This is a genomic window from Alcaligenes phenolicus (assembly GCF_032063905.1).
In the GTDB taxonomy this organism is placed as follows: Bacteria; Pseudomonadota; Gammaproteobacteria; order Burkholderiales; family Burkholderiaceae_B; genus Alcaligenes; species Alcaligenes phenolicus.
In genome coordinates, this window is sequence record NZ_DAMBOE010000007.1 from 201,795 (window position 1) to 223,127 (window position 21,333).

Annotated in this window: 16 protein-coding genes; 14 read left to right on the forward strand and 2 right to left on the reverse strand. The window is 58.0% G+C overall.

What is annotated here, in order from left to right; genetic code table 11:
• Positions 1–8 precede the first annotated feature (8 nt).
• Complete coding sequence (locus tag U2949_RS15025; RefSeq protein ID WP_026484714.1) at positions 9–539, forward strand: CinA family protein; 531 nt, start codon at positions 9–11, stop codon at positions 537–539.
• A gap of 34 nt (positions 540–573) precedes the next feature.
• Here U2949_RS15025 and acnA read toward each other — a convergent pair whose 3' ends face one another.
• Positions 574–3,228, reverse strand: a complete 2,655-nt coding sequence (acnA, locus tag U2949_RS15030; protein ID WP_321288562.1) for an aconitate hydratase AcnA — start codon at positions 3,226–3,228, stop codon at positions 574–576.
• Positions 3,229–3,397: 169 nt separating this feature from the next.
• Between acnA and U2949_RS15035 the strand changes: the two genes are divergently transcribed.
• Complete coding sequence (locus tag U2949_RS15035; protein WP_026484712.1) at positions 3,398–4,408, forward strand: GntR family transcriptional regulator; 1,011 nt, start codon at positions 3,398–3,400, stop codon at positions 4,406–4,408.
• Between the two features lie 4 nt (positions 4,409–4,412).
• A complete protein-coding gene (locus tag U2949_RS15040; protein WP_009460950.1) occupies positions 4,413–5,573 on the forward strand; it encodes a 2-methylaconitate cis-trans isomerase PrpF family protein in 1,161 nt (386 codons plus the stop codon).
• Here the strand turns inward: U2949_RS15040 and U2949_RS15045 are convergent.
• Entirely contained in the window at positions 5,570–6,556 is a 987-nt protein-coding gene (locus U2949_RS15045; protein WP_026484711.1) for an AraC-like ligand-binding domain-containing protein, read from the reverse strand. The genes U2949_RS15040 and U2949_RS15045 overlap by 4 nt on opposite strands.
• A 305-nt stretch (positions 6,557–6,861) precedes the next feature.
• Between U2949_RS15045 and U2949_RS15050 the strand changes: the two genes are divergently transcribed.
• The 11 genes from U2949_RS15050 (at position 6,862) to U2949_RS15100 (ending at position 21,332) form a co-directional block, all read left to right on the forward strand.
• Complete coding sequence (locus tag U2949_RS15050; RefSeq protein WP_009460946.1) at positions 6,862–8,043, forward strand: ABC transporter substrate-binding protein; 1,182 nt, start codon at positions 6,862–6,864, stop codon at positions 8,041–8,043.
• A gap of 38 nt (positions 8,044–8,081) precedes the next feature.
• On the forward strand, positions 8,082–9,473 hold the full coding sequence (locus U2949_RS15055; RefSeq protein ID WP_115635039.1) for an aromatic ring-hydroxylating dioxygenase subunit alpha: 1,392 nt from the start codon (positions 8,082–8,084) through the stop codon (positions 9,471–9,473).
• Positions 9,474–9,505: 32 nt separating this feature from the next.
• Positions 9,506–10,042: an aromatic-ring-hydroxylating dioxygenase subunit beta gene (locus tag U2949_RS15060; RefSeq protein WP_321288566.1), complete on the forward strand. Its 537-nt coding sequence runs from the start codon at positions 9,506–9,508 to the stop codon at positions 10,040–10,042.
• The gene (locus tag U2949_RS15065; RefSeq protein WP_026484708.1) at positions 10,042–10,650 is read left to right on the forward strand and encodes a cysteine hydrolase family protein; all 609 of its coding nucleotides are present in this window, start codon (positions 10,042–10,044) and stop codon (positions 10,648–10,650) included. Before U2949_RS15060 ends, U2949_RS15065 begins: the two co-directional genes overlap by 1 nt.
• Positions 10,651–10,659: 9 nt before the next feature.
• Positions 10,660–11,487, forward strand: coding sequence for an SDR family oxidoreductase (locus tag U2949_RS15070; RefSeq protein WP_321288568.1), 828 nt, complete (start codon positions 10,660–10,662; stop codon positions 11,485–11,487).
• 104 nt (positions 11,488–11,591) lie between these two features.
• On the forward strand, positions 11,592–13,184 hold the full coding sequence (locus U2949_RS15075) for a phytoene desaturase family protein (RefSeq protein ID WP_321288570.1): 1,593 nt from the start codon (positions 11,592–11,594) through the stop codon (positions 13,182–13,184).
• A 304-nt stretch (positions 13,185–13,488) separates the two neighbouring features.
• Positions 13,489–15,930 (forward strand): DUF3772 domain-containing protein, encoded by a 2,442-nt coding sequence (locus U2949_RS15080; protein WP_035275333.1) that lies wholly within the window; start codon positions 13,489–13,491, stop codon positions 15,928–15,930.
• 43 nt (positions 15,931–15,973) lie between these two features.
• Positions 15,974–18,373, forward strand: coding sequence for a mechanosensitive ion channel family protein (locus tag U2949_RS15085; RefSeq protein WP_321288573.1), 2,400 nt, complete (start codon positions 15,974–15,976; stop codon positions 18,371–18,373).
• Between the two features lie 99 nt (positions 18,374–18,472).
• Positions 18,473–19,771, forward strand: a complete 1,299-nt coding sequence (locus tag U2949_RS15090) for an MFS transporter (RefSeq protein ID WP_009459482.1) — start codon at positions 18,473–18,475, stop codon at positions 19,769–19,771.
• Between the two features lie 15 nt (positions 19,772–19,786).
• A complete protein-coding gene (locus U2949_RS15095) occupies positions 19,787–20,902 on the forward strand; it encodes an aminotransferase class V-fold PLP-dependent enzyme (RefSeq protein WP_321288575.1) in 1,116 nt (371 codons plus the stop codon).
• A gap of 13 nt (positions 20,903–20,915) precedes the next feature.
• On the forward strand, positions 20,916–21,332 hold the full coding sequence (locus U2949_RS15100) for a hypothetical protein (RefSeq protein WP_026484702.1): 417 nt from the start codon (positions 20,916–20,918) through the stop codon (positions 21,330–21,332).
• The last annotated feature ends 1 nt before the right edge of the window (position 21,333 follow it).

The window sequence follows — 21,333 nt, forward strand, 5'->3', positions numbered from 1 at the left end:
GGTATGCCATGAACGATGTAGATCTTGCACGCTTGGTTAAAATCATGACCGAGGCCCAGCTGACGCTGGCAACCGCAGAATCCTGCACAGCAGGTTTGATTGCGTCCACGCTTGCTGACCAAGCGGGGGCGGCAGCTGTATTGGATTGTGCTTTTGTGACGTATTCTCCGCAGGCCAAGTATCGCTGCCTGGGCGTTGATCAGCGGGTGCTGGCAGAAAACAATCTGTGCAGTGAGGCAGTGGCGCGGGCCATGGCCAAAGGAGCCGCGGAATTGACCCCGGCCAATTTGATCATTGCCAATACGGGGGTGGCTGACGATATTGCAGAGCCGCAGATTCCGGCCGGCACGCAATGTTTTGCCTGGCTGTTCAAGCCACAGGATAAATTTGATCCTTTGGTCGTCTATACGGAAACGATTGTTTTCGATGGCACGCGGGATGAAATCCGCCAGCAAAGTGCGAATCATGCCTTGCTGCGCATCGAGCATTGGTTGCGGCTGGTTAAACAAGAACGCCAGGGTGTGACCCCTGGCGTTTGATACCGCTAGCTGGACAAGCTAAGTCTGCAAAGGCTTAGTTCTCCAGGTACTTGCGCCAGACGCGTGGCAGGATACCGCCATGACGCCAGTATTCCATGTCCTCGACCGTATCCAGGCGCACAATCACGGGCACGGACTGGGTGCTGCCATCCAGGCGATGGATGATCAGCTCGGCCTGCGAGCGTACGCCCAGGTTTTCTTCCAGGCCTTTCACATCAAAGGTTTCGGTGCCGTCCAGACCCAGAGTGTCAGCATTGGTGCCGTCCTGGAACTGCAGGGGCAGCACACCCATACCGACCAGGTTGGTGCGGTGGATACGCTCGAAGCCTTCGGCAACCACCGCTTTTACGCCCAGCAGAGCAGGGCCTTTTGCGGCGGAGTCGCGGGAAGAACCGCAACCGTAGTTCTTGCCAGCAATCACCAGCAAGGGAACCTGACGCTCCTGATAGGTCTGGGCCGCTTCAAAAATACGCATCACTTCGCCTTCCGGCATCACCTTGGTGACGCCGCCTTCCACGCCGGGAACAATCTTGTTGCGCAGACGGATGTTGGCGAAGGTCGCACGTTTGACCACTTCGTGGTTGGCACGACGCGTGGTGTAGTTGTTGAAGTCTTTTTGCTCCACACCCTTGGACAGCAGGAAGTCAGCAGCAGGCGTACCCAGGCTGATCGAACCCGATGGCGAGATGTGGTCGGTGGTGATGGAGTCACCCAGAATCGCCAGCGGACGCATGCCGCGCAGGTTGGCCACGGGGGCCGGTTCGCGCTGCAAGCCGTCAAAGTAAGGCGGTTTGCGAATGTAGGTACTGTCGGCTTCCCATGGATAGTGGCCACCATTGCTTTCACGGGCCAGGGCATCCCAGGGTTCGCCACCGTCGTACAGCTCGGCATAGCGTTCGATGAACAGGTCACGGTCGTAAGCGCCGTGGATGGCTTCCTGAACTTCTGCCGATTTGGGCCAGATGTCGCTCAGGTAGACGTCTTTGCCGTCCTGATCCTTGCCCAGCGGGTCGCGGGTCAGGTCCACATTCAGGTTGCCGGCCAGGGCGTAGGCCACAACCAGGGCGGGCGATGCCAGGTAAGCAGCGCGCACGTTGGCGTGGATACGGCCTTCAAAGTTACGGTTGCCCGACAGTACGGCGGTGGCAATCAGCTTTTCGGATTCAATCGCGTTGACGATATTGGCAGGCAGCGGGCCCGAACCACCGTTACACGTGGTGCAGCCAAAACCGGCAATGTTGAAACCCAGCACGTCCAGGTCGTCTTGCAGTTGTGCGCACTCCAGCACGTCAGCTGTTACTTGGCTACCGGGCACCAGCGAGGTCTTGACCCAGGGCTTGCTGCGCAAACCACGAGCCACGGCGTTACGGGCCAGCAAACCAGCGGCCATCATGTTGGCGGGGTTGGCGGTATTGGTACAGGAGGTAATGGCGGCAATGACTACATCGCCATCATTCAGCACAAAGTCCTCGCCTTCCACGGGTACGGCACGTTGCGGGTCGTAAGGACGGCCAGCAATTTTCTGGTGATGAGCGGGGAAGGACTGGGCAGCGGTGTCCAGGTCCAGGTGATCTTCAGGATTGCTGGGGCCAGCCAGGCTAGGTTTGATGCTGCTCAGGTCCAGTTTCAACACGGTGTCGTAAACAGGAGCGGGAGCGGCCGGGTCGCGCCACAGTTTTTGAACCTTGCTGTATTGCTCGACCAGATCAATCTGTTCTTGTGGACGGCCTGTCATGTGCATGTAGTGCAGGGCAGCGTCGTCGATGGGGAAGAACACCGCAGTTGCGCCGTACTCTGGTGCCATATTGGCGATCATGCCACGGTCGCCCAGGGACAGCTCGTCCACGCTGGGGCCAAAGAATTCGACAAACTTGCCCACCACGCCCAGTTCGCGCAGTTTTTGCGTAATGACCAGAACCAGATCGGTAGGCAGCACGCCGTCATTGAGCTTGCCGGTCAGCTCGATACCCACCACGGCAGGCAGGGCGATGGCGACGGGCAGGCCTACCATCACGGCTTCGGCTTCAATACCGCCCACGCCCCAGCCCAGAATGCCCAGGCCGTTAACCATAGGCGTGTGGCTGTCGGTCCCGACACAGCTGTCGGGGTAGACCAGATCCACGTCCTTGCCTTTTTCGGTCCAGACAACCTGACCAATATGCTCGATGTGCAATTGGTGCATGATGCCTTTGCCGGGCGGCACCACTTTCACGCCGTCAAAGTTGCTGGAACACCAGCGCAGGAAGGCAAAGCGCTCGCCGTTACGTTGGTATTCACGTGCCAGGTTGATGTCGGCTGCCTTGGGGTTGGCCCAGCTGTCCACTTGCAGGGAGTGGTCAATAATCACGTCGATAGGGACTTGAGGGCGCACGCGGCTGGCGTCACCACCGGCTGCTTGTACGCCTTCGCGCAAGGCGGCCATGTCCAGCAGCATCACCAAACCCAGAATGTCCTGACCAAATACGCGGGCAGGGTAGAAGGTGATGCCGTCGCCCACCTTGCGCTGGAGCAGGGACTCAATTTCCTGATCCACGTCGGCGTGACGTACGGCCTTTTGACGACAGAGGTTTTCCAGCAGAACGCGCAGCGAGTATGGCAGCTTTTCAATACCGGGGATGTCGGCGATAGGAACGTAACGTACGGAACGTCCGTTCAGGGACAGCGTTTCTAGGGCAAGAGACTGAGACATGGCAAACGATTCATCCGTAATAAGAAGCCAGGAAAGCGGGGCCAACCTGAGCAAGAATAATCAATAAAATTATGCGTCTGGAGCCTTGATAAAACAATTAAATTGTATTTTGTTTGTATATAATACAATAAAACGATCCAGGATCGCTTCGATTTTTAGGAATGTCGGCATGAAAAGCCAATCCAATTCTTTGCATGTCACTTTGGCGCATCGCCTGCTGGACTACGTGCGGGCCGGGCATTTGCAGGCCGGGCATCATTTGACGGAACAATCGCTGGCCGAAGCGCTGGGAGCTTCGCGCTCGCCCATACGCGGCGCACTTGCCTATCTGGCGGGAAAAGGCATTGTGGGCGCACAGCCGCCCCGACGTGGTCTGTATCTGTTGAAAGGGGCCGACCAGCTTGGTGTGATCGAAGAAGAACTGGGTACCAGCCAGGACGACCAGATCTATCTGCAACTGGCCCGTGACAAGCTATCCGGCATTTGGGGCGATACCTTGTCGGAAAACGACGCCATGCGCCGCTATGGTCTGACGCGCGAGCGTGTGCGCCGCATTCTGGCTCGTGCTGCCAATGAAGGCTGGATGGAACAGCGCGCCAGCAAAGGCTGGTCTTTCCTGCCCATGATTGATGGCCCCCAGGCCTGCGAAGAAAGCTATACCTTGCGTCAGATGCTGGAACCAGCGGCCATGCTGCTGCCGGGCTTTGCCATTGACTCCACCGTCTTGCGCCGGGTGCGTTTGCAACAACAAGCCCTGGCCGACGGGGGCTGGCGTCATGCCGGACACGCGGAAATGTATCAGGCCAATGCCACCTTCCATGAAGCCTTGGCCTCCTTGTCCGGTAACCGCTTTATCGCCCAGACCGTGACACGCCAGAACCAGTTGCGGCGTTTGCTGGAATATCAGGAAACCCTGGATCGGGAACGTATTCGTCGCCAATGTCTGGAGCATCTGGCAATTCTGGATTTGCTGGAAAAGGGCGAACGCGCTCAGGCCTCCGCCCTGCTGGCCCGCCATCTGGGCAATGCCAGTGAAGAGAAAGTACAGCAGCTGGAGCGGCAGCAGCAGCAACGCAGCAGCCAGCCCGGCGCTTTTAGTGAATCGATGGTCTCTCACGCCGAACCCATGGAGGAGACGGCGCAATTTTCTTTAATGGCGCAAGCCAGGAACCAGGAATAACGTGATGAAGCAAAAATCCCTTCCCGCCGTGTTCATGCGTGGTGGCACCAGCAAAGCCTTGATGCTCAATATTGCAGACCTGCCGGCCGAGCGCGACGACTGGACGCCTCTGTTTTCTGCCGCCATGGGCACGCCGGACCCTTACGGCCGCCAACTGGATGGTATGGGCGGTGGTGTTTCTTCCTTGTCCAAGGTTTGTATTATCGGCCCGTCCAGCCATCCGGACGCGGACGTGGACTACACCTTTGCGCAAGTAGCCATCAAGGAAGAAAAGGTGGATTACCGTGGCAACTGCGGCAATATGAGCTCGGCCGTCGGCCCTTACGCAGTAGAGCAGGGCATGGTCAAGGTTGAGGATGGCGAAGCGTGTGTACGCATTCTGAATACCAACACCAACAAGATCATTCACGCCCACTTCACCGTGGAGGATGGTCAGCCCCGTTATGACGGCGATTTGTCGATCCCTGGCGTCGGCGGCACGGGTTCGCCTATCCGTCTGGACTTTGTAGAACCAGGTGGTGCCTCTACTGGTTCCTTGCTGCCTAGCGGTGAATTGACCGAGTGGCTGGATGTGCCCGGCGTAGGCCGTATCGAGGTGTCGCTGGTGGACGCGGCTAACGCAGCGGTGTTTGTACGCGCGGCTGATGTAGGCCTGACCGGTCTGGAGTTGCCCGACTGGCTGGAAGCCCACCCCGAAGTGCTGGAGCGTTTGGACGCAATTCGTGTGCAGGCTTCGGTACGCATGGGCATTGCTCCCGATGTGGAAGCGGCACGTCAGATTCGCATCGTGCCCTTTGTTTGCATCGTGTCGCCGGCTCAGGACAATCCCACCTTGTCTGGCGACGTGGTTCCTGCCAAAGAGATTGATCTGGTTGCCCGCGTGATTTCCAATGGCCAGCCGCACCGCGCCTTGCCCTTGACTATCTCGCTGTGCACCGCTGTGGCTGCTCGTTTGACGGGCAGCCTGCCTTCGCAATGTCTGTCTGACTCGGTTGCCCCTCAAGGTCCGCTGCGTCTGGGCATGCCTTCCGGTGTGCTGACAGTGGGCGCGGAAGTGGAAAAGAAAGACGGCCAGTGGTTTGCCAAGGCCGGTTCTTTCTATCGTACGGCGCGTCGCCTGTTTGACGGTCGTGTGTGGGTTCCTGGCAAAGCCTTGAAGGACTAATCCACGATACGCAAGTCCTGCGAGGGCGAACGCCCGAAGCGGGACTTGTAGTCTGCACAGAAGCGGCCGAAATGGTTGAACCCGCAGCGCAAGGCAATCTCGCTGACCTGGGTGCCCGGCACGGCATGACGAATGGCTTGCTGGGCCGCTTCCAGACGAATCTGCTTTAAAAACTGCATGGGGCTCAGCCCCCGTTCGTTGCGAAAGGCCAAGGTCAGGCTGCGCACACTGGCGCAGGCCGCGGTGGCAATCTGCTCCAATGTCAGGGCCTCGTCCAGGCTGGCCCGCATGAAATCCTCGGCTCTTTGTACCCGGCGCGAACTGGCCGGGCGCACGCTTTGCTGCAATTGCTGGCTGTAGTTACCCGGCTGGGTATGAAACAGATGCAGCAAAAGATTGTCCTCGGCCTGACGCGACCACTGATCCATTTCCGGCGGCAAATGCCCGCCGTAAGCCAGCAAGCTGCCAATCTGGTGCTGCCAGGCGCAGCCGTGCGGCGAATCCAGAGACATGCCAGCGGCAAATTCAATGGGCCGATCCAGGCTCAAGCCCAAGGTCTGACGGGCCACTTCTTCCAGCCGGTGGCGCGGAATCTTCACTAAAAACTGTTCACAACCCTGTTCCCAATCCAGTTCAACCTGCAGGGAAGGGGAGATCACGCTGGCGATTTTAGGGTTGGCCTGGACGTACTCCCGACCAACCCGAATACAGGATCGTCCCTGTATAGGCACCTGAAACAGCAGGAAATCTTCCAGAATCCCCGGCGATACCTGCACCGCCGCGCCATATTTCAGCAAGACAAAGGAAAAACTGTGGCTGCTGGCATAGCGCAGGGAAGCGTCGACCGGGCCGTCATTCCAGGTCAAGCGGTGCTCGGTTAAAAAACCGGCCGTCTCGCTGCGTGTCTGGTCCGGGCAGCGCGATTCAAAGCGCGGCGCACTGTGTTGCAAGGGGGCCAGCCCTGACATAAACCACGCTTGCATGATGTGTGTCTCCAAATTTTTGCCGGTTCCGGATAAGGCTTGCCATATCTGGATAGCCGCCCATTCTGCGCCGGTCTAATGTATTTCAAACCTAAAACAGTAGTCCTGTCCCGGCACCTTAGCAGATTGGGATACGACTGGGAATTGCTGTATTCACGTAGTCCCTTGGGCCCGTCTTCTCTGGCTTGCAGGGCAAGCGCCGCAAAAATCACAGGCGTCAGTGGTACACAGCTTCCGGCGTATTGGGGGTGGTCCAAGGCAGAACTAAAGTCCAGTTTTTTGAAAGACAGAGGACGGAGACAAACATGAAAAAACAAGTGGCGTTCTGTATGAGCACGCTGGCCTTGGCCCTGGCCTGTAGCCCGGCATCCAGTCAGGAAGTATTCAAGGTGGGGCTGCTAACCACCTTGTCTGGCCCTGGTGCAGCCATTGGCGCAGAAATCCGTGATGGTTTCGAGCTGGGCCTGAACCACTCGGGTGGCAAGCTCGGCGGTGTGGATGTGGCCTTGACGGTGCTGGATGATCAGCAAAAACCAATGGAAGGCCGCCAGGCGGTGGACCGTCTGGTCAAGCGCGACAAGGTCGATGTGATTACCGGCATGGCCTTCTCCAATGTGCTGCTGCCTGTGATGCCGACGATTTTGAACAGTGACACGGTCTACATTTCCGCCAACACCGGCCCGGCCGATTACGCGGGCGAGCGTTGCCACCCCAATTTCTTCAGCGTGTCCTGGCAGAACGAGGATATTCCCGCTGCCATGGGCAAGTACGTGACCGATCAGGCGCACAAGAAAGTCTATTTGATCGCCCCTAACTACCCCGGTGGTCGTGAGTCCATTGAAGGCTTCAAGCGTCTGTTCAAGGGCGAGATTGCCGATGAAGTCTATGTGAAGGTCGGCCAGATGGATTACGCCGCCGAATTGGCACAAATGCGTGCTTCGGGTGCGGATGCCGTGTTTTTCTTCCTGCCCGGCGGCATGGGCGTGTCTTTTATCAAGCAGTTGATCAACTCGGGCCTGTCCACGCAACTGGCGGTGTACACCCCCGGCTTCTCGGCTGACCAGGACACGATTGCCGCGATTGGCGAGTCCATGAAGGGTATGGCTAATGCCGCCCAGTGGTCGCCGGATCTGGATAACCCGGTCAACAAACGCTTTGTGGCGGATTTTGAAAAGACCTACGGTCGCCTGCCTTCCATGTACGCCTCCCAGGGCTACGACGCCGCCTTGTTGCTGGATGGCGCACTGAAGGCTGATCCCAAGGCCGCCACCGACCGCGAAGCCCTGCGTAAAGCCTTGCGCAGTGCACCGTTCGAGTCCGTACGCGGCGCCTTTGCCTTTAACAACAACCAATATCCGGTGCAGACCTACTACATGCGTGAAGTGGCCCCGAATGATAAGGGCCAGATGAGCAACAAGATTGTGTCCACCGTATTCGAGCAGTTCCAGGATCATTTTGCACCGCAGTGCAAGATGGAAAAGTCATAAAGAGGGTGCGTCAAGCATCCGGCAGCAAGGAGGTAATGATGAGCTATAGCAACGAACAGCTGTCCGCATTGGTGCGGGGCGACAGCGTACATAAATCGGTCTATACCGACCCCGAGATCTTCCGTCTGGAGATGGAACGCATTTATGGCCGTGCCTGGATCTACATCGGCCACGACAGCCAGGTGCCTAATCCCGGCGATTACCACACCACCTTGTTGGGCGGCCAGGACGTCATCATGGTGCGCGGCAGCGACAAGAAGGTGTACGTGCTCTACAACCGTTGCCCGCACAAGGGTGCGAAAGTAGTGGCCGATGGCTGTGGCAATGCGGGCAAGTTCTTCCGCTGTCCTTACCACGCCTGGACGTTCAAGCTGGACGGTCAGCATCTGGCCGCTCCGATGAAAAACGGCCTGGAAAACACCTGTTTTGATCCCAAGCACCCGGACTTCTCCATGCGCCGTGTGGCTCGTGTGGAAAGCTACCGTGGTTTTGTGTTTGCCTGTCAAAGCGCTCACGGCCCGGATCTGAAAGAGTTTTTGGGCCCCATCATCACTTCCATCGACAATCTGTGCGATCGCTCGCCCGTGGGTGAAGTGGAAGTGGCCGGTGGCAGCTTCAAAGTCTGGCAGCCTTCCAACTGGAAAGTGTTCTACGAGAACCTGCACGACACCATGCACGCCAACGTGACGCACGAGTCGTCCTACGTGGCCGCCCGCGAGCAGGCCCAAGACTACGGCTCCATGCCGCTGGAACTGCACATCATGGACGGTAACGGCGAGCCTTACGGCTTCTGGGAGAAGCTGGACCTGTACGCCTTTGATAACGGCCACGGCTATATGGAAGGGATTTTCAATCCAGGTGCCATCGAAACCGACCCGATCACCAAGGCGCACTATGAAACCCTGAAAGAAGCCTACGGTGAAGAAAAAGCTTTGAGCATTCTGGGCGAGAACCGTCACAACAGCATTATTTACGGCAGTGGCTCGCCACACACCGTATTCCAGCAGTTCCGTGTGATTCGCCCGGTAGCGGTGGACCGCACTCATGTGGAAATCCAGCTGTTCCGTCTGAAAGGTGCGCCGGACGATATTTACAAGCGCGGCCTGATGTACGCCAACCTGATCAACTCGCCTTCATCCAACGTGATGCCGGACGACATCGAAGTCTATGGCCGCTGTCAGGAAGGTAACCAGACCAATGGCGGCGACTGGATCAGCATGCACCGCTATGACGGCACCGACAAGCCTATCGAAGGCGGTATGGTCGCTACCAACGGCACCAGCGAATTGCCCATGCGCAATCAGTTCCGCGCCTGGAAGCATTTCATGACCACCAGCCTGTACGACGCGCCTGCGCAGTCGGAAGACAGTGGTAAAGCCACGGTGCGTTCGGCTTCCGGTGAGCCCATCGCCCCCGCAACACAGGCTTAAGCGGGCTGCTGTCCGAGCCAAGGAGAATTCTTATGTTGTTTGATATTGATTTTGACGTCAGCGTGGATCAGGTCACATCTGTGACGCTGAGCCTGGAAGCCATCCGTGAAGTGGAGCAGTTCATCTATCACGAAGCTCGCTTGCTGGACGAGCGCCGTTGGCAAGCATGGCTGGATCTGTGGACCGAGGAGGGCATGTACTGGATTCCTCATAGCTACGACCAGCAAAGCCCTTACGAGCACATTTCCCTGTGCTGGGAAAACAAGCTGCTGCGTGAACTGCGTATTCGTCGTCTGGAAAACCACCGCAACTGGTCCCAGCAGCCAATCACACAATCCTGCCGTGTGCTGGGCAATGTGATGATCGATGGCACCGATCCGGAAGGCTATCTGGTGGTGCGTTCCAGCTTCCACTCCATGGAGTGGCGTGGCAAGGATCCGGTCTACCGTGTGGGCAGCCTGATTCACAAGCTGCAGGCCCAGGAGGGCGGTGGCTGGAAACTGCGCATGAAGCAGGTGAACCTGGTGGATCGTGACGCGGTTCACGGCGCTATTCAGGTGTACATCTAATGTCGGCAGCCCATCACACAGCCTTGCTGGCCCTGCATTATCAAAACGACGTTCTGCACGCCGATGGCCTGATCCGCGTGGGGGTAGAGGCCAATAGTCCCCAGCGTCAGGCCTTGATCGAGGCCGCAGGCCGTTTGCTGGCGCAGGCCCGCGCACAGGGCGTGCCCATTGTGCATGTGCGGGTGGGCTATCGGCCTGATTATGCCGACCTGCTGTGCAATGCGCCGATTCTGCACAATGTGAAACGAATCGGAGCCATGCAGACTGGCAGCTGGGGAGCCCAGTTCTTTGACGGGCTGGCTCCCTTGCCCGACGAGTTTGAAGTCCATCACACGCGTATCAACGCTTTCTTTGGTTCCGCGCTGGAACCGGTCGTACGTCGTTTGGGCGTGGAGCGCCTGGTGATAGCCGGTGTGGCCACCCATTCTGTGGTGGAAAGCACGGTGCGTCACGCAGTGGATATGGGCTATGAAGTGGCGGTGGTGGCCAGCGCTTGCGGTGCTCCACCGGCCACGCATGAAGCCTCCCTGGCCAGTATGAGCCTGATTGCTCATATTGATCGGGATGAAGATTGGGCAGCCGTCTTTGGCGCGCCACAAGCACAGTAGGAGAAGCACATGCAGCAGGACATGAAGGTGAATTTACAAGGTAAGGTCGCCATCGTGACCGGGTCCACACAAGGGCTGGGGGCGGATATCGCCCTGGCTTTGTGTGCCGCCGGTGCGTGGGTGCTGATTGTGGGTCGCAGCCAGGAAGAAGGCCAGCGTACCGAGGCGCGTCTGCAGGCTGTGGGCAAGGCCCAGTTCATGGCCGCCAATATTTGTGATGATGCGCAACTGGATGCCTGCGTGCAGGCCGCATTGGCACAAACCGGACGCATCGACATTGTGGTGAACAATGCCTGCTCCTATGGCGATGAAGGCCTGGCCTCCAGCCGCGAGCTTTGGCATCAGACACTGGATGTGAACCTGATCTCCAGCGCGATTCTGGCCCAGAAAGCCACGCCGCATATGGGGCAGGGCGGGGTCATCATCAATATGGGCAGTACAGGTGGCAAATTCGGCGTGGCCGGACGCGCGCTGTATCCCGCCTCCAAAGCGGCCATTCTGCAGTTCACCAAGAGTCTGGCAGTGGAGCTGGCTCCCTCGGGGATTCGCGTGCTGACGGTTTCGCCCGCCTGGACCTGGTCGCCATCCGTTGAGCGCATGAGCGGTGGCTCCCGCGAGCTGGCCAATCAGGTAGGGGCACAAGTTCATCCTTTGGGGCGAGTCGGCTCCGGTGAAGAGGTCGCCCATGTGGTGCTGTTTGCTGTGTCGGGAGCGGCTTCCTGGATGACAGGGATTGATCTGCCCGTCGATGGTGGCTTTTCCGTACTCGGGCCAGAGCAGGGCAAGTCGCCCCGTCACTGGTTTGAACGCTGGCAGGCGCAGTCGTCTGGCTCATAAATAGAAAAGTGCGGTAAAAGATGTCCAGGGCTTGTGAACAGCTGTTTCTTGTGGCGTGTTCACAAGCCCTGACCCCGTTCAGGGCAATTTAAAAAAGGTGTGGGATGACAGACTCAACAAATAAAAAATCGTATGCCGTCATTGTGGTGGGCAGTGGCATTAACTCCCTGGTGTGTGCAGCCTTGCTGGCGCAAAAGGGCAAGCAGGTCCTGGTGCTGGAGCGTAACGACCGTGCGGGTGGGTGTATCCGTACCGAGGAGCTGTTTCCCGGCTTTACCCATGAGTTGCTGTCGTCCTGGTACCCCTTGTTCACATCCGGCGCTGCCTATGCCCGTTTGAAGGATGATCTGGCCGCCCAGGGCGTGGAGTTCCTGGAAAACGGCTACACCACCGGCGTGGTGGGCAGCGATGGCAAGGGCCTGGCCCTGCGTCACGATGTGGGCGATTCCATTCAGCGTATCAATGGTCTGCAAGCTGGTGATGGCGATGCCTTTGGTGCCATGTGCAGCCAGTTGTTCGAGCGCGATGCGGGCCTGACCTTTGGCTTGCTGAGCACGGAGCCTTACAGCCGTGGCTTGTTGGGTCTGCTGTTCTCGCAATGGCGCAAGCGCCGCATGGACGGCATGGTCCAGTACGGACGCGAGTCCCTGGAATCCTTCCGCCGCTGGGCCGACCGTGAACTGAAAGACGACCGTGTGCGCGGCATGATGGCTCCCTGGGTCTTGCACTCGGGCCTGGGCCCTGACGACGCCTGCTCGGCATTGATCGGCAAGCTGACCTTTGCGGCTGTGGTGGCCGGTGGTATGCCTGTTGTGAAAGGCGGTGGCCAGAATCTGGTGCGCGCCCTGTGCGCCATTATTGAAAAGGCCGGTGGCCGTATTCAACTGAACACCGAAGTAGAAGAAATTGTGCTGGAAGGACAAAAAGCCCGTGGCGTGCGTGCCGGTGGCCAAGTCTACGAATCCAGCCATGTAGTGTGTAACGTCACGCCGCCACAGCTCTATGGTCGCCTGTTGCCGGGCGCGCCCGCCCAGGTACGTGAGCAAGCCAATGCCTACCGCTTTGGCCGTGGTGACATGCAAATTCATCTGGCGCTGGACAGCATGCCTAACTGGAGCGATCCGGAGCTGCTGAAAGTGCCTTTGCTGCACTTGTCCGACAGCCTGGAGGACGTCAGCATGAGCGTGGCCCAGGCCAATAACGGCCTGATCCCGGCCAAGTTCACCGTGGCGATCGGTCAGCCATGCTCGCTGGACCCCAGCCGTGCGCCGGAAGGCAAATGGATACTGTGGATGCAGATGCAGGACATGCCATCCAAGTTGCGCGGCGATGCGGCTGGCAAGATCGACGTGCCGGAAGACGGTAAATGGACCGAAGAAGTCAGCCAGGCTGTGGCCGAGCGCATCATCGACCAACTGGAAGGCGTCATGCCCGGTTTGCGTCAACAAATCGTGGGTCAGAAAGTGCTGTCGCCAGCCGACTTGGAATCCATCAACTGCAACCTGGTGGGCGGCGACCCGTACTCGGGCATTTGTTCCCCCGACCAGTTCTTCTGGATGCGCCCCTTTGCCTCCAGTAACGGTGCCCGGTCTCACGCCACACCGTACAAGAACGTCTATCACATCGGTGCATCCACCCACCCAGGCCCAGGCCTGGCAGGGGCATCCGGATTCATGGTGGCGGAGCAGATTCGTTAAGCAGGATTGTCAGTACGCCTGTGGCTTGTTGTCCGCAGGCAGAAGAACCGGCTGGGGTAGGTGTGCTGCACCTGTTCCGGCCTTTTTTGTGCTTCCTTGTATTCAGACTAAAAGGGGCATGACAGGTAATAAAGGAGCCGGAAACAGAAAAGTGGCCAGTTCCGGGCGTTTATCGCCTAAAAAAACTGCTTTCTCGTGAATGCCTCATACGCCAAGTCCACAATAGTTCGGTATTCTGTGCATGTTTTCTGCTGCCCTGCCGGTTTCATGCGTGGGGCCTCATTGTTTAGCCGGAGTTTTATTGATGCACGCTTTTCGCCGTTCGCGCCTGTGTGCTTTTTTGTCCTTGTGGCTGCTGGCTGCGGTGCTGGCTGTTACCGCTGTCCCTGCTGTGGCCGAGACGGTGACATTGACGCCTGCGCAGGCCAGTGAATCCCTGAATGAATTGCGTGACACGTTGCAAACTGTCCAGGACCGTTTGCAGAAAAATGATGGCTTGGGCGATTCCGATCTGGTTGCCTTGCGCAATCAGTTGCTGCTGGCGCAAGAGCAGGCTCAGGAAATGAGTGTGCGTCTGGAGCCTGAGCTGTTGAGCGTGACCGCGCGTCTGAATCAGTTGGGGCCTGTAGATGATCCGGCGGGGGAGTCCGAGGACATTGCGCGCCAGCGTGCTCAATTGCAGCAGGCGGTGACCGAGCTGGACGGCATGATCAAGCTGGCCCGTTTGATCGGCGTGGAAACAACACAAGGCCTGGATCAGGTGTCCAAGCAGCGCCGCGTAATTTTCCAGGCGGAATTGGGTCGGCAGTCGCAGTCCGTGTTGACACCACGCTTCTGGCGCAATGTGTCGCGCGACTTGCCCGGTGATCTGGCCAGGGTCGAGCGCATGCGCAAGGATCTGGCACAGCGGGTAACAGATTTGCCCGCTTATGTGCTGTGGTCGGCAGGAGCCCTGGCTTTGGTTTTGTTGGGGCTGTCAGTGTGGGCGGTACGGGGGCTGGAGCGTTTTACCATCAACCACACCAAGCCCTCGCGCTTGCGACGCTCTTTTTATGCGACGGCCTTGATTGTGCTCTACAGCCTGACGCCCGGTTTGCTGGCATCGGTGGCGGCAGGGCTGTTTTACTGGAACGGCAATCTGGCTCCGGATCTGTCCAGTTTTGTGTCCAAGTCCGTATTCGCCTTGTATCTGGGTGGCTTTGTGACCGGGATGGGCCGCGTGCTTTTGTCGGCGCAGCGTCCTAGCTGGCGCTTGCCTCCCATCCCCAGCAATGTGGCTTTAAAGCTGGCATGGTTGCCCATTGCTCTGGGCATCATGGTGGCCTTGACCTGGATGTCACAGCAATTGCTGGGCCTGATCAACGCCACGCTCAGCACTACCTTGCTGGTCAACAGCTTTAACACGCTGACACTGAGCATCTTTATTGCCATTGCAGCCTGGAACTTGAGCCAGGGACGGGACAAGACCCCCGTTCCAGAAGGCGGCGAGGACCCGCAGAAAACGGCTCCGGTTCAGCAGGGGGCGACCTGGTTGCGCGCCATTCCTATCACCCTGGGTGTGGTCATTGGGCTGGGGATGATTGCCTTCTTGCTGGGTTACATCGCCTTGAGCAGTCTGATTGTGCAAGAGGTATTGTGGCTGAGTCTGGTGATTTGCACCTGCTATGTCCTGGTCGCGCTGATTGCGGATATCGGTCAAAGCCTCTTGCTGCAATTTAAAGAGAAACGCGCCGCCAATGAATGGACCAGTACGCAATTGCGGGGCAGCAGCCAGATCGTGATCGTGTTGTCCGGAGCCTTGCGTCTGTGCCTGATTATTACGGCAATTACCCTGGTTTTGTTGCCCTTTGGGGAAGACCCCACGCAGTGGCTGCAGCGTCGTTTGGGCTTTTTGGTTAAAGGTTTTTCTTTAGGTCAGGTTCAGTTAAAACCCAGCTCGGTCCTGCTGGCCGTACTGATTCTGGTGCTGGGCATTTTGTTTGTCAAAGCCTTGCAGCGCTGGGTTGCCAACCAGCTTTTACCCGCCACGCGTATCGATCCGGGTATGCGTGTGTCTACCGCCAATCTGTTCAGCTATGTGGGCTACTTCATTGTGGTGGCTACGGCGATTTCGTCTCTCGGAATCGGTCTGGAGCGCATGGCCTGGGTAATTTCGGCCTTGTCGGTGGGTATCGGTTTTGGTTTGCAAGCGGTGGTGCAGAACTTTGTATCGGGGCTGATTCTGTTGGCCGAACGTCCCATCAAAATTGGAGACTGGGTCAGCCTGAACGGGGTAGAGGGCAATGTACGCAAGATCAATGCCCGTGCCACGGAAATTGAAATGTTCGACCGCTCCACCTTGATCGTGCCGAACTCCGAATTCATCACCAAAACCGTGCGTAATGTGACTTTGAGCAACCCCTTGGGGGTGGTGAAGGTCAAGATCAATATGCCTATCGACACAGACGCTAAACGGGTACGTTCTATCATGCTGGATGTGATGCAGAACTACAGCGACGTGCTGGCCGACCCGGCGCCGGATGTGACGCTGGATGGCTTTGATGCCAACGGCTTGCAGTTTACGGCGACCTGCTATGTAAGCTCTCCTCGGATTGGCAGCCGGGTACGCAGTGTCCTGATGTTCGATATTCTGGATGAATTACGCAAGGAAGGTCTGGCGTTGCACCATACTCAGACCATGACGGTGTTGCCCAATACACCGGTCGCCAGCCAGAATGAAAGCGGCAACCCCTTGCTGAATGATTGAACCTCGATAAAAACAACAGGCAGGCCCCAGGGAGACAGCAGCCATGAAGACGCTACGACTAGGTGTGCAGGTCTTGCTCTTGTTTCTGGCTTTGCTGGGGGCCTGGCCACAGGCACAGGCACAAGCCTTGTCCGAGGTAGAGCAAGAGCGTGAGATGATTCGAGAGCTGCAGCAGGCCCAGGATGAAATCCGCCTGATGCAGTACCGCCTGGAAGGCAACCAGGTATCGATACGGCCCGAGCGCAGCTACGAGGAAGATCAAAAGCTGGTGCGAACGCAGGAGCTGTCCGGACGGGTGGTGCAGTCTCTGGAGCGGCGCAGCCGCCTGTTGAAGGCACGTTTGCAGGAGCTGGGCGAAGATTCGGGCGATGAGGCCGAACAGCTCATCGTTCATAACGAACGCATGCAATTGCGCCGTGCCGATGCTGCCTTGCGGGCTGATCTGCGCGTAGCGCGTCTGGTGCAGGTGGAGGCGCAACAAGCCCGTCAGTTGCTGCGAGAGGCGACGGTGCGCTATGAGAAAGCGAAGCGTTGGCGACGCAATGCCTCCTTGGTCCTGCTGGAAAGTTTGCCCGAACTTGCACAGGCCTGGCCCGCTGACCGTTCAAAACTATCTGACTTTGCCCAGCAGTGGCGAGGAACATGGAGCAACAGCAGTTGGCAGCAAAGCAGCGCCTCATTGTGGATGGCGGCGGCGGTTCTGCTTGTGATGCTGGCTTTGTTCCGTGTCATGCCCCTATGGGTAAGCCGTTATCTGCCAGCCGGACGCTTGCGTCGCTCCAGTCTGATCATTGCCAATCTCTTCCTGTGGTTTATCGCTACCTGGGTGGTGGTGGACCAGCTGGTTGAACTGGTGTTTCAACGGCCAGACCTTTCTCCCACCCAGTTTGAGCTTCTGGCTTATTTGAAAGTAGGAGCTTGGGCAGCGGCAGTGGCGCTGGCTTGTATCAAGAGTATGGTGGTTCAGCCTCGGGCTTCCTGGCGTTTGATTCCCGTGTCCACTCAGACTCAGCATAGGCTGCGTTACTTTGCACCCGCTTTTTTCCTGCTGGTGTACGCGGACATCACAAGCAGTTTTTTTCGGGGATCGATAGGCTTGTCGGATGCATTTCAGTCCATGGCTGATGGTGTGAGCAGCCTGCTGTATTTGATCCTGTATGGCTACGGTTTGTGGGTTCTGCGAGACGAGCTGTTCAATCGTACTGATGTCGCGGGGCAGGGGGCGAGTCGAACGGGACGCAGTTGGGCTCGTCTGGCCTTTAAAGGCGGCGTCCTTGTTTACATCCTGGTGTTGGGCTTGTTCATCGGCGGCTGGCAAGGCCTGTCGGATGACTTGATGTCGCATTTCATCACCATGCCCTTGATCCTGGGGCTGCTGGCCTACGTTTGCATGGTGTGGCTGCAGGACATTGCGGATTCCTTGCTGACCTATTTGCGTAATCGCAGCCATGATCCAGAGGCTGCGCCGATTCGTGTGCAAAGCCAATTCATTGTTGTGTTTTTTGCTATCGCCCGGATGACCGTGTTGCTTCTGGCGATCTGGATGGTGAGTGGGGATTGGTTAACTGAACCCAAACAGATGCTGGAGTCGGGACTGGATGTCTCGCGTGAGGCCTTGCGTCTGGGAGCGGTGCAGTGGCGCCTGGACTTGTGGCTGATTGCCTTGGGCGTGATGCTGGTGGGAGGTGTTCTGATTCATTTTCTGCGCACCTGGCTGCGTCAGAATTACATGCCTAACACCACGCTGGAGCCGGGCCTGCAAAATGCGATCGTGGGCATGGTTGGGTACGTTGCCTATTTTGTTCTGTTGGTGATCTGCCTGTCCATGCTGGGTGTGCCGATTGAATCGGTGACCTGGATCTTTACGGCCTTGACGGTGGGTCTGGGTTTTGGCTTGCGAGGTATTGTGCAGAACATTGCCTCTGGCCTGATGCTGATGGTCGAGCGTCCCGTCAAAGTGGGGGACTGGGTGGAGGTAGAGGGCAGCGAAGGCAATGTGCGCCAGATTCGCTTGCGGGCGACCTATGTCGAGCGCTTTGATCGCACCATGGTAATGGTCCCCAACTCCCAGATGATGGGGCGGCAGGTGCGTAATCTGACTTACACCCCGACCTCCTTGGGCGCGATCGAGTCCCGCTTGCTGTTTCCGCTGGATGTGGACGCGGATGCGGTCATGCAGATTTTGCGTGAGGCCGTACAGTCCGAACCGGAAATTCTGACCGAGCCAGCCCCTATCTTGTCTTGCGACGGAATTTTTGGGGATGGGGTGGCATTCAGCACCCGTTGTTTCATCAATACCATGCGAGTCCAGCGCCGGGTGCGCAGCAATCTGATGCTCGATATTCTGCGGCGCTTGCGTCAACAGGGCATCAGTCTGCATCCGGCCCAACGCTGGGTTCAGGAAGCCATGGACAAGGACAGGGCCGAAGACCCCGACCTTTAGGGTTTTCCCAGTGATTGAAAGCTGAAATATTCATCCGTATAATTTGTTTAGCCACACTAAACAGAATAGACGCATTATGCGTATCAGGATGGATGAGACATGAGCAAGAAACAGTCCCCACAGGACGAAGCCCCCGTATCGCCGTGGCGTGCTGCCAGCGCAGCGGGTTTGGGCACCATGATCGAGTATTACGACTTTCAGCTGTACGGCGTCCTGGCCGTGACGCTAAGCGTGCTGTTTTTTCACGCTGGCAATGAGAACGCGGCCTTGCTGTCGACTCTGGCCGTGTTCGGCGGGGCCTTTCTGGCACGCCCCTTGGGCGGTATTTTCTTTGGCTGGTTTGGCGACAAGCATGGCCGTACCGCTGCCTTGATGTTCACTATTGTGGGCATTGGAGTGGCCAGCGCCTTGATGGGCATGTTGCCTACCTATGCCACGCTGGGCCTGGCTGCACCGGCCTTGCTATTGCTGTGTCGTTTGCTGCAAGGCTTTTTTGCCGGTGGTGAAATCACGGGCGCGGCTACCTATGTGGCGGAATGCTCGCCCCCCGGCAAGCGCGGCTTCTTTGGTGCGTTCAATCCGGCCGCCGCCACCCTGGGCTTGTCCCTGGCCACCGGCGTCGCGGGGTTGGTGACGGCGCTGGTGGGTAAGGAAGCCATGCTGGATTGGGGCTGGCGTATTCCCTTTCTGCTGTCCATTCCGCTGATCATTCTGTGTGTCTGGGCTCGTTCACGTATCGAGGATTCGCCGCGCTTTAAGGAAATGCTCAAAAGCCATCACCCCGAGCATTCGCCTTTGTCCTTGATTGTGCGTGATTACCGCCGTCCCCTCTTGCAAGTCATTGCCATTGGTTTTGCACAGAATGCAGCAGGCTACGTGGGCGTGGTCTATCTGAGTACCCATTTGATTCACACCCTGAAATACGACGGCACCGCGGTGTTCTGGCTGATTTCCCTGGTCACCTTGTGTTCGGCCTTCATCATGCCTTTTGCCGGTGGCCTGTCTGATCGCTTTGGCCGCAAACCCTTGCTGACGATTGGCTTGCTGGGCTATCTGGTGCTGGTGCCACTGACGATGTGGGTCGCCTCCTGGGGCAGTTTCCCGCTGGCGGTGATCGCGGTGGCCGTGTCCATTCTGCCCTTCATCGTGGTGCAGGCCGTGGGCTACCCCTTGTATGCCGAATTGTTCCCTACGCGAGTGCGCTATAGCGGCGTGTCGCTGGGCTTTAACATCGCCACCATTCTGGGTGGAGCGACGGCGCCATTCGTGGCGTCCTGGCTGACGGGCTTGACCGGTTCGAGCATGGCACCTGCCTTTTACGTGATGGTGGTGGCGCTGATCGGGATTGTGGCCTTGAGCACGGTGCAGGAAACCTCTGGCCGTCAGTTGGCCGATTGATTTTCAAGGAAGTAAATGATGTCCGGATATTTTCTTTATCACTCCATTGGCATGTTCGAGGGCAAGGAAGCGGCCATGCGTGCCGAGCTGGATCAGTTCAGCCAGGTCTGGTCGGCGCAGGACGATGCTCAGTGGGGGTACGCTCTGGGCCAGAAACAGGCTTTCATGGATGCCTGGGCCCGTTTGATTGGTGCTGATTCCAAGGATATTGCGCTAAGTGAAAACGTCACTGGCGGCCTCTACAGCGTTCTGGGTTCTTTGCCTTCGCATGTGCTTAAAGGACGTACCTTGCTGGTTGCGGCTGATTGCTTTCCCAGCCTGCATTTCCTGTTGCAAAAACTGGCCTTGCGCCTGGGCTTCACCTTGCGCACCGTACCTTTGAGCGCCGGCCTGTCCTATGTGACGGACGATGATTTCATTAATGCCTGGGATGACAGTGTGGGTTTGGCCCTGGTGACCTGGGTCAGCTCTACGTCCTCGCACCGGGTGGATGTGGATCGCATGGCGCAATGTGCGACGGAGCACGGCAGCCTGGTGGCGCTGGATTTGACACAAGCTGCCGGGCTGGTGCCGTTCACCGTGCATGAAGGCGTAGCCTTTACCTTGTCGGCCTCCTTGAAGTGGGCTTGTGGCGTGTCCGGTGCCAGCCTCTTGCATGTGCGTGCAGATTTGATCGAGCAGTGCGAGCCGGAGTTTCGCGGCTGGTTCAGCCAGGAAAACCCCTTTAACTGGAATCTGGACCAGTTCAGCTATGCCGACGGCGCGCGTCGTTTTGATCACGGCACGCCGGCTATTTTGGGAAGTATTGCGTCCCTGCCTGGCATGCGTTTCGTGCTGGAAACCGGCGTGGAAAAACTGCTGGAGCAAAACCGGGCATTGACGGCGGTCTTGCTGGATCGTGCGGCCAAAGCCAATTGGCCCGTGCTGACCCCATTGGCCGAGAACGAGCGCGGCGGCAGCATCATGTTGCGCGCCAGCAGTGCCCAGCGCGCTCAGGCTATGGTGGATCAACTGCGCGAGCAGGAGCTGTATTGTGACCAGCGTGACGGTGTATTGCGTCTGTCGCCCGGTAATGTCTGCACCGAGCAGGATGTACTGCGCTTGTGCGACACCTTGCAAGCCGGTTGGTAAAGGGGGAGGGGATATGGATAGCCAAACCTGGGCTCATCAGGCCAGCCGTCGTATCGAACGATCCGCCAAGGTCGTGCTGGACTATATGGCGGATCTGGATGCGCTGGGACGCTGGTCCCTGGGCTGCTACGATACCCAAACGGTGGAGCCTGGCCTGGTGGTGGGGAGGTCCTTGTTTGATGGTGGCCAAACCCATGTCAGCGTGGAGATTCTGGCCGAGCAAGGGCTGATTCGCTATTGGGTAGGCAGCGCCACGCAACGTACCCCGCGCATCAGCGCCATGGTGCAGCCGCTGGATCAGAATTCCTGCATATTGATCATGCTGGCGACACGCGGTGCAGACATGGATGAAAATCGCTGGTTGCGTTTGCAGCGTTGCCATGAAACCGAGCTGGATCTGATCCAGGCTCAGCTGCACAGCGCCGCCTAGT

Bases quoted from the DNA above. Each gene is read 5' to 3' on its own strand.
- U2949_RS15055 (WP_115635039.1), top strand. From the start codon at position 8,082: ATGAGCTATAGCAACGAACAGCTGTCCGCATTGGTGCGGGGCGACAGC.
- U2949_RS15050 (WP_009460946.1), top strand. From the start codon at position 6,862: ATGAAAAAACAAGTGGCGTTCTGTATGAGCACGCTGGCCTTGGCCCTG.
- acnA (WP_321288562.1), bottom strand. From the start codon at position 3,228: ATGTCTCAGTCTCTTGCCCTAGAAACGCTGTCCCTGAACGGACGTTCC.
- U2949_RS15060 (WP_321288566.1), top strand. From the start codon at position 9,506: ATGTTGTTTGATATTGATTTTGACGTCAGCGTGGATCAGGTCACATCT.
- U2949_RS15035 (WP_026484712.1), top strand. From the start codon at position 3,398: ATGAAAAGCCAATCCAATTCTTTGCATGTCACTTTGGCGCATCGCCTG.
- U2949_RS15100 (WP_026484702.1), top strand. From the start codon at position 20,916: ATGGATAGCCAAACCTGGGCTCATCAGGCCAGCCGTCGTATCGAACGA.
- U2949_RS15090 (WP_009459482.1), top strand. From the start codon at position 18,473: ATGAGCAAGAAACAGTCCCCACAGGACGAAGCCCCCGTATCGCCGTGG.
- U2949_RS15080 (WP_035275333.1), top strand. From the start codon at position 13,489: ATGCACGCTTTTCGCCGTTCGCGCCTGTGTGCTTTTTTGTCCTTGTGG.
- U2949_RS15065 (WP_026484708.1), top strand. From the start codon at position 10,042: ATGTCGGCAGCCCATCACACAGCCTTGCTGGCCCTGCATTATCAAAAC.
- U2949_RS15075 (WP_321288570.1), top strand. From the start codon at position 11,592: ATGACAGACTCAACAAATAAAAAATCGTATGCCGTCATTGTGGTGGGC.
- U2949_RS15095 (WP_321288575.1), top strand. From the start codon at position 19,787: ATGATGTCCGGATATTTTCTTTATCACTCCATTGGCATGTTCGAGGGC.
- U2949_RS15045 (WP_026484711.1), bottom strand. From the start codon at position 6,556: ATGCAAGCGTGGTTTATGTCAGGGCTGGCCCCCTTGCAACACAGTGCG.
- U2949_RS15040 (WP_009460950.1), top strand. From the start codon at position 4,413: ATGAAGCAAAAATCCCTTCCCGCCGTGTTCATGCGTGGTGGCACCAGC.
- U2949_RS15025 (WP_026484714.1), top strand. From the start codon at position 9: ATGAACGATGTAGATCTTGCACGCTTGGTTAAAATCATGACCGAGGCC.
- U2949_RS15070 (WP_321288568.1), top strand. From the start codon at position 10,660: ATGCAGCAGGACATGAAGGTGAATTTACAAGGTAAGGTCGCCATCGTG.
- U2949_RS15085 (WP_321288573.1), top strand. From the start codon at position 15,974: ATGAAGACGCTACGACTAGGTGTGCAGGTCTTGCTCTTGTTTCTGGCT.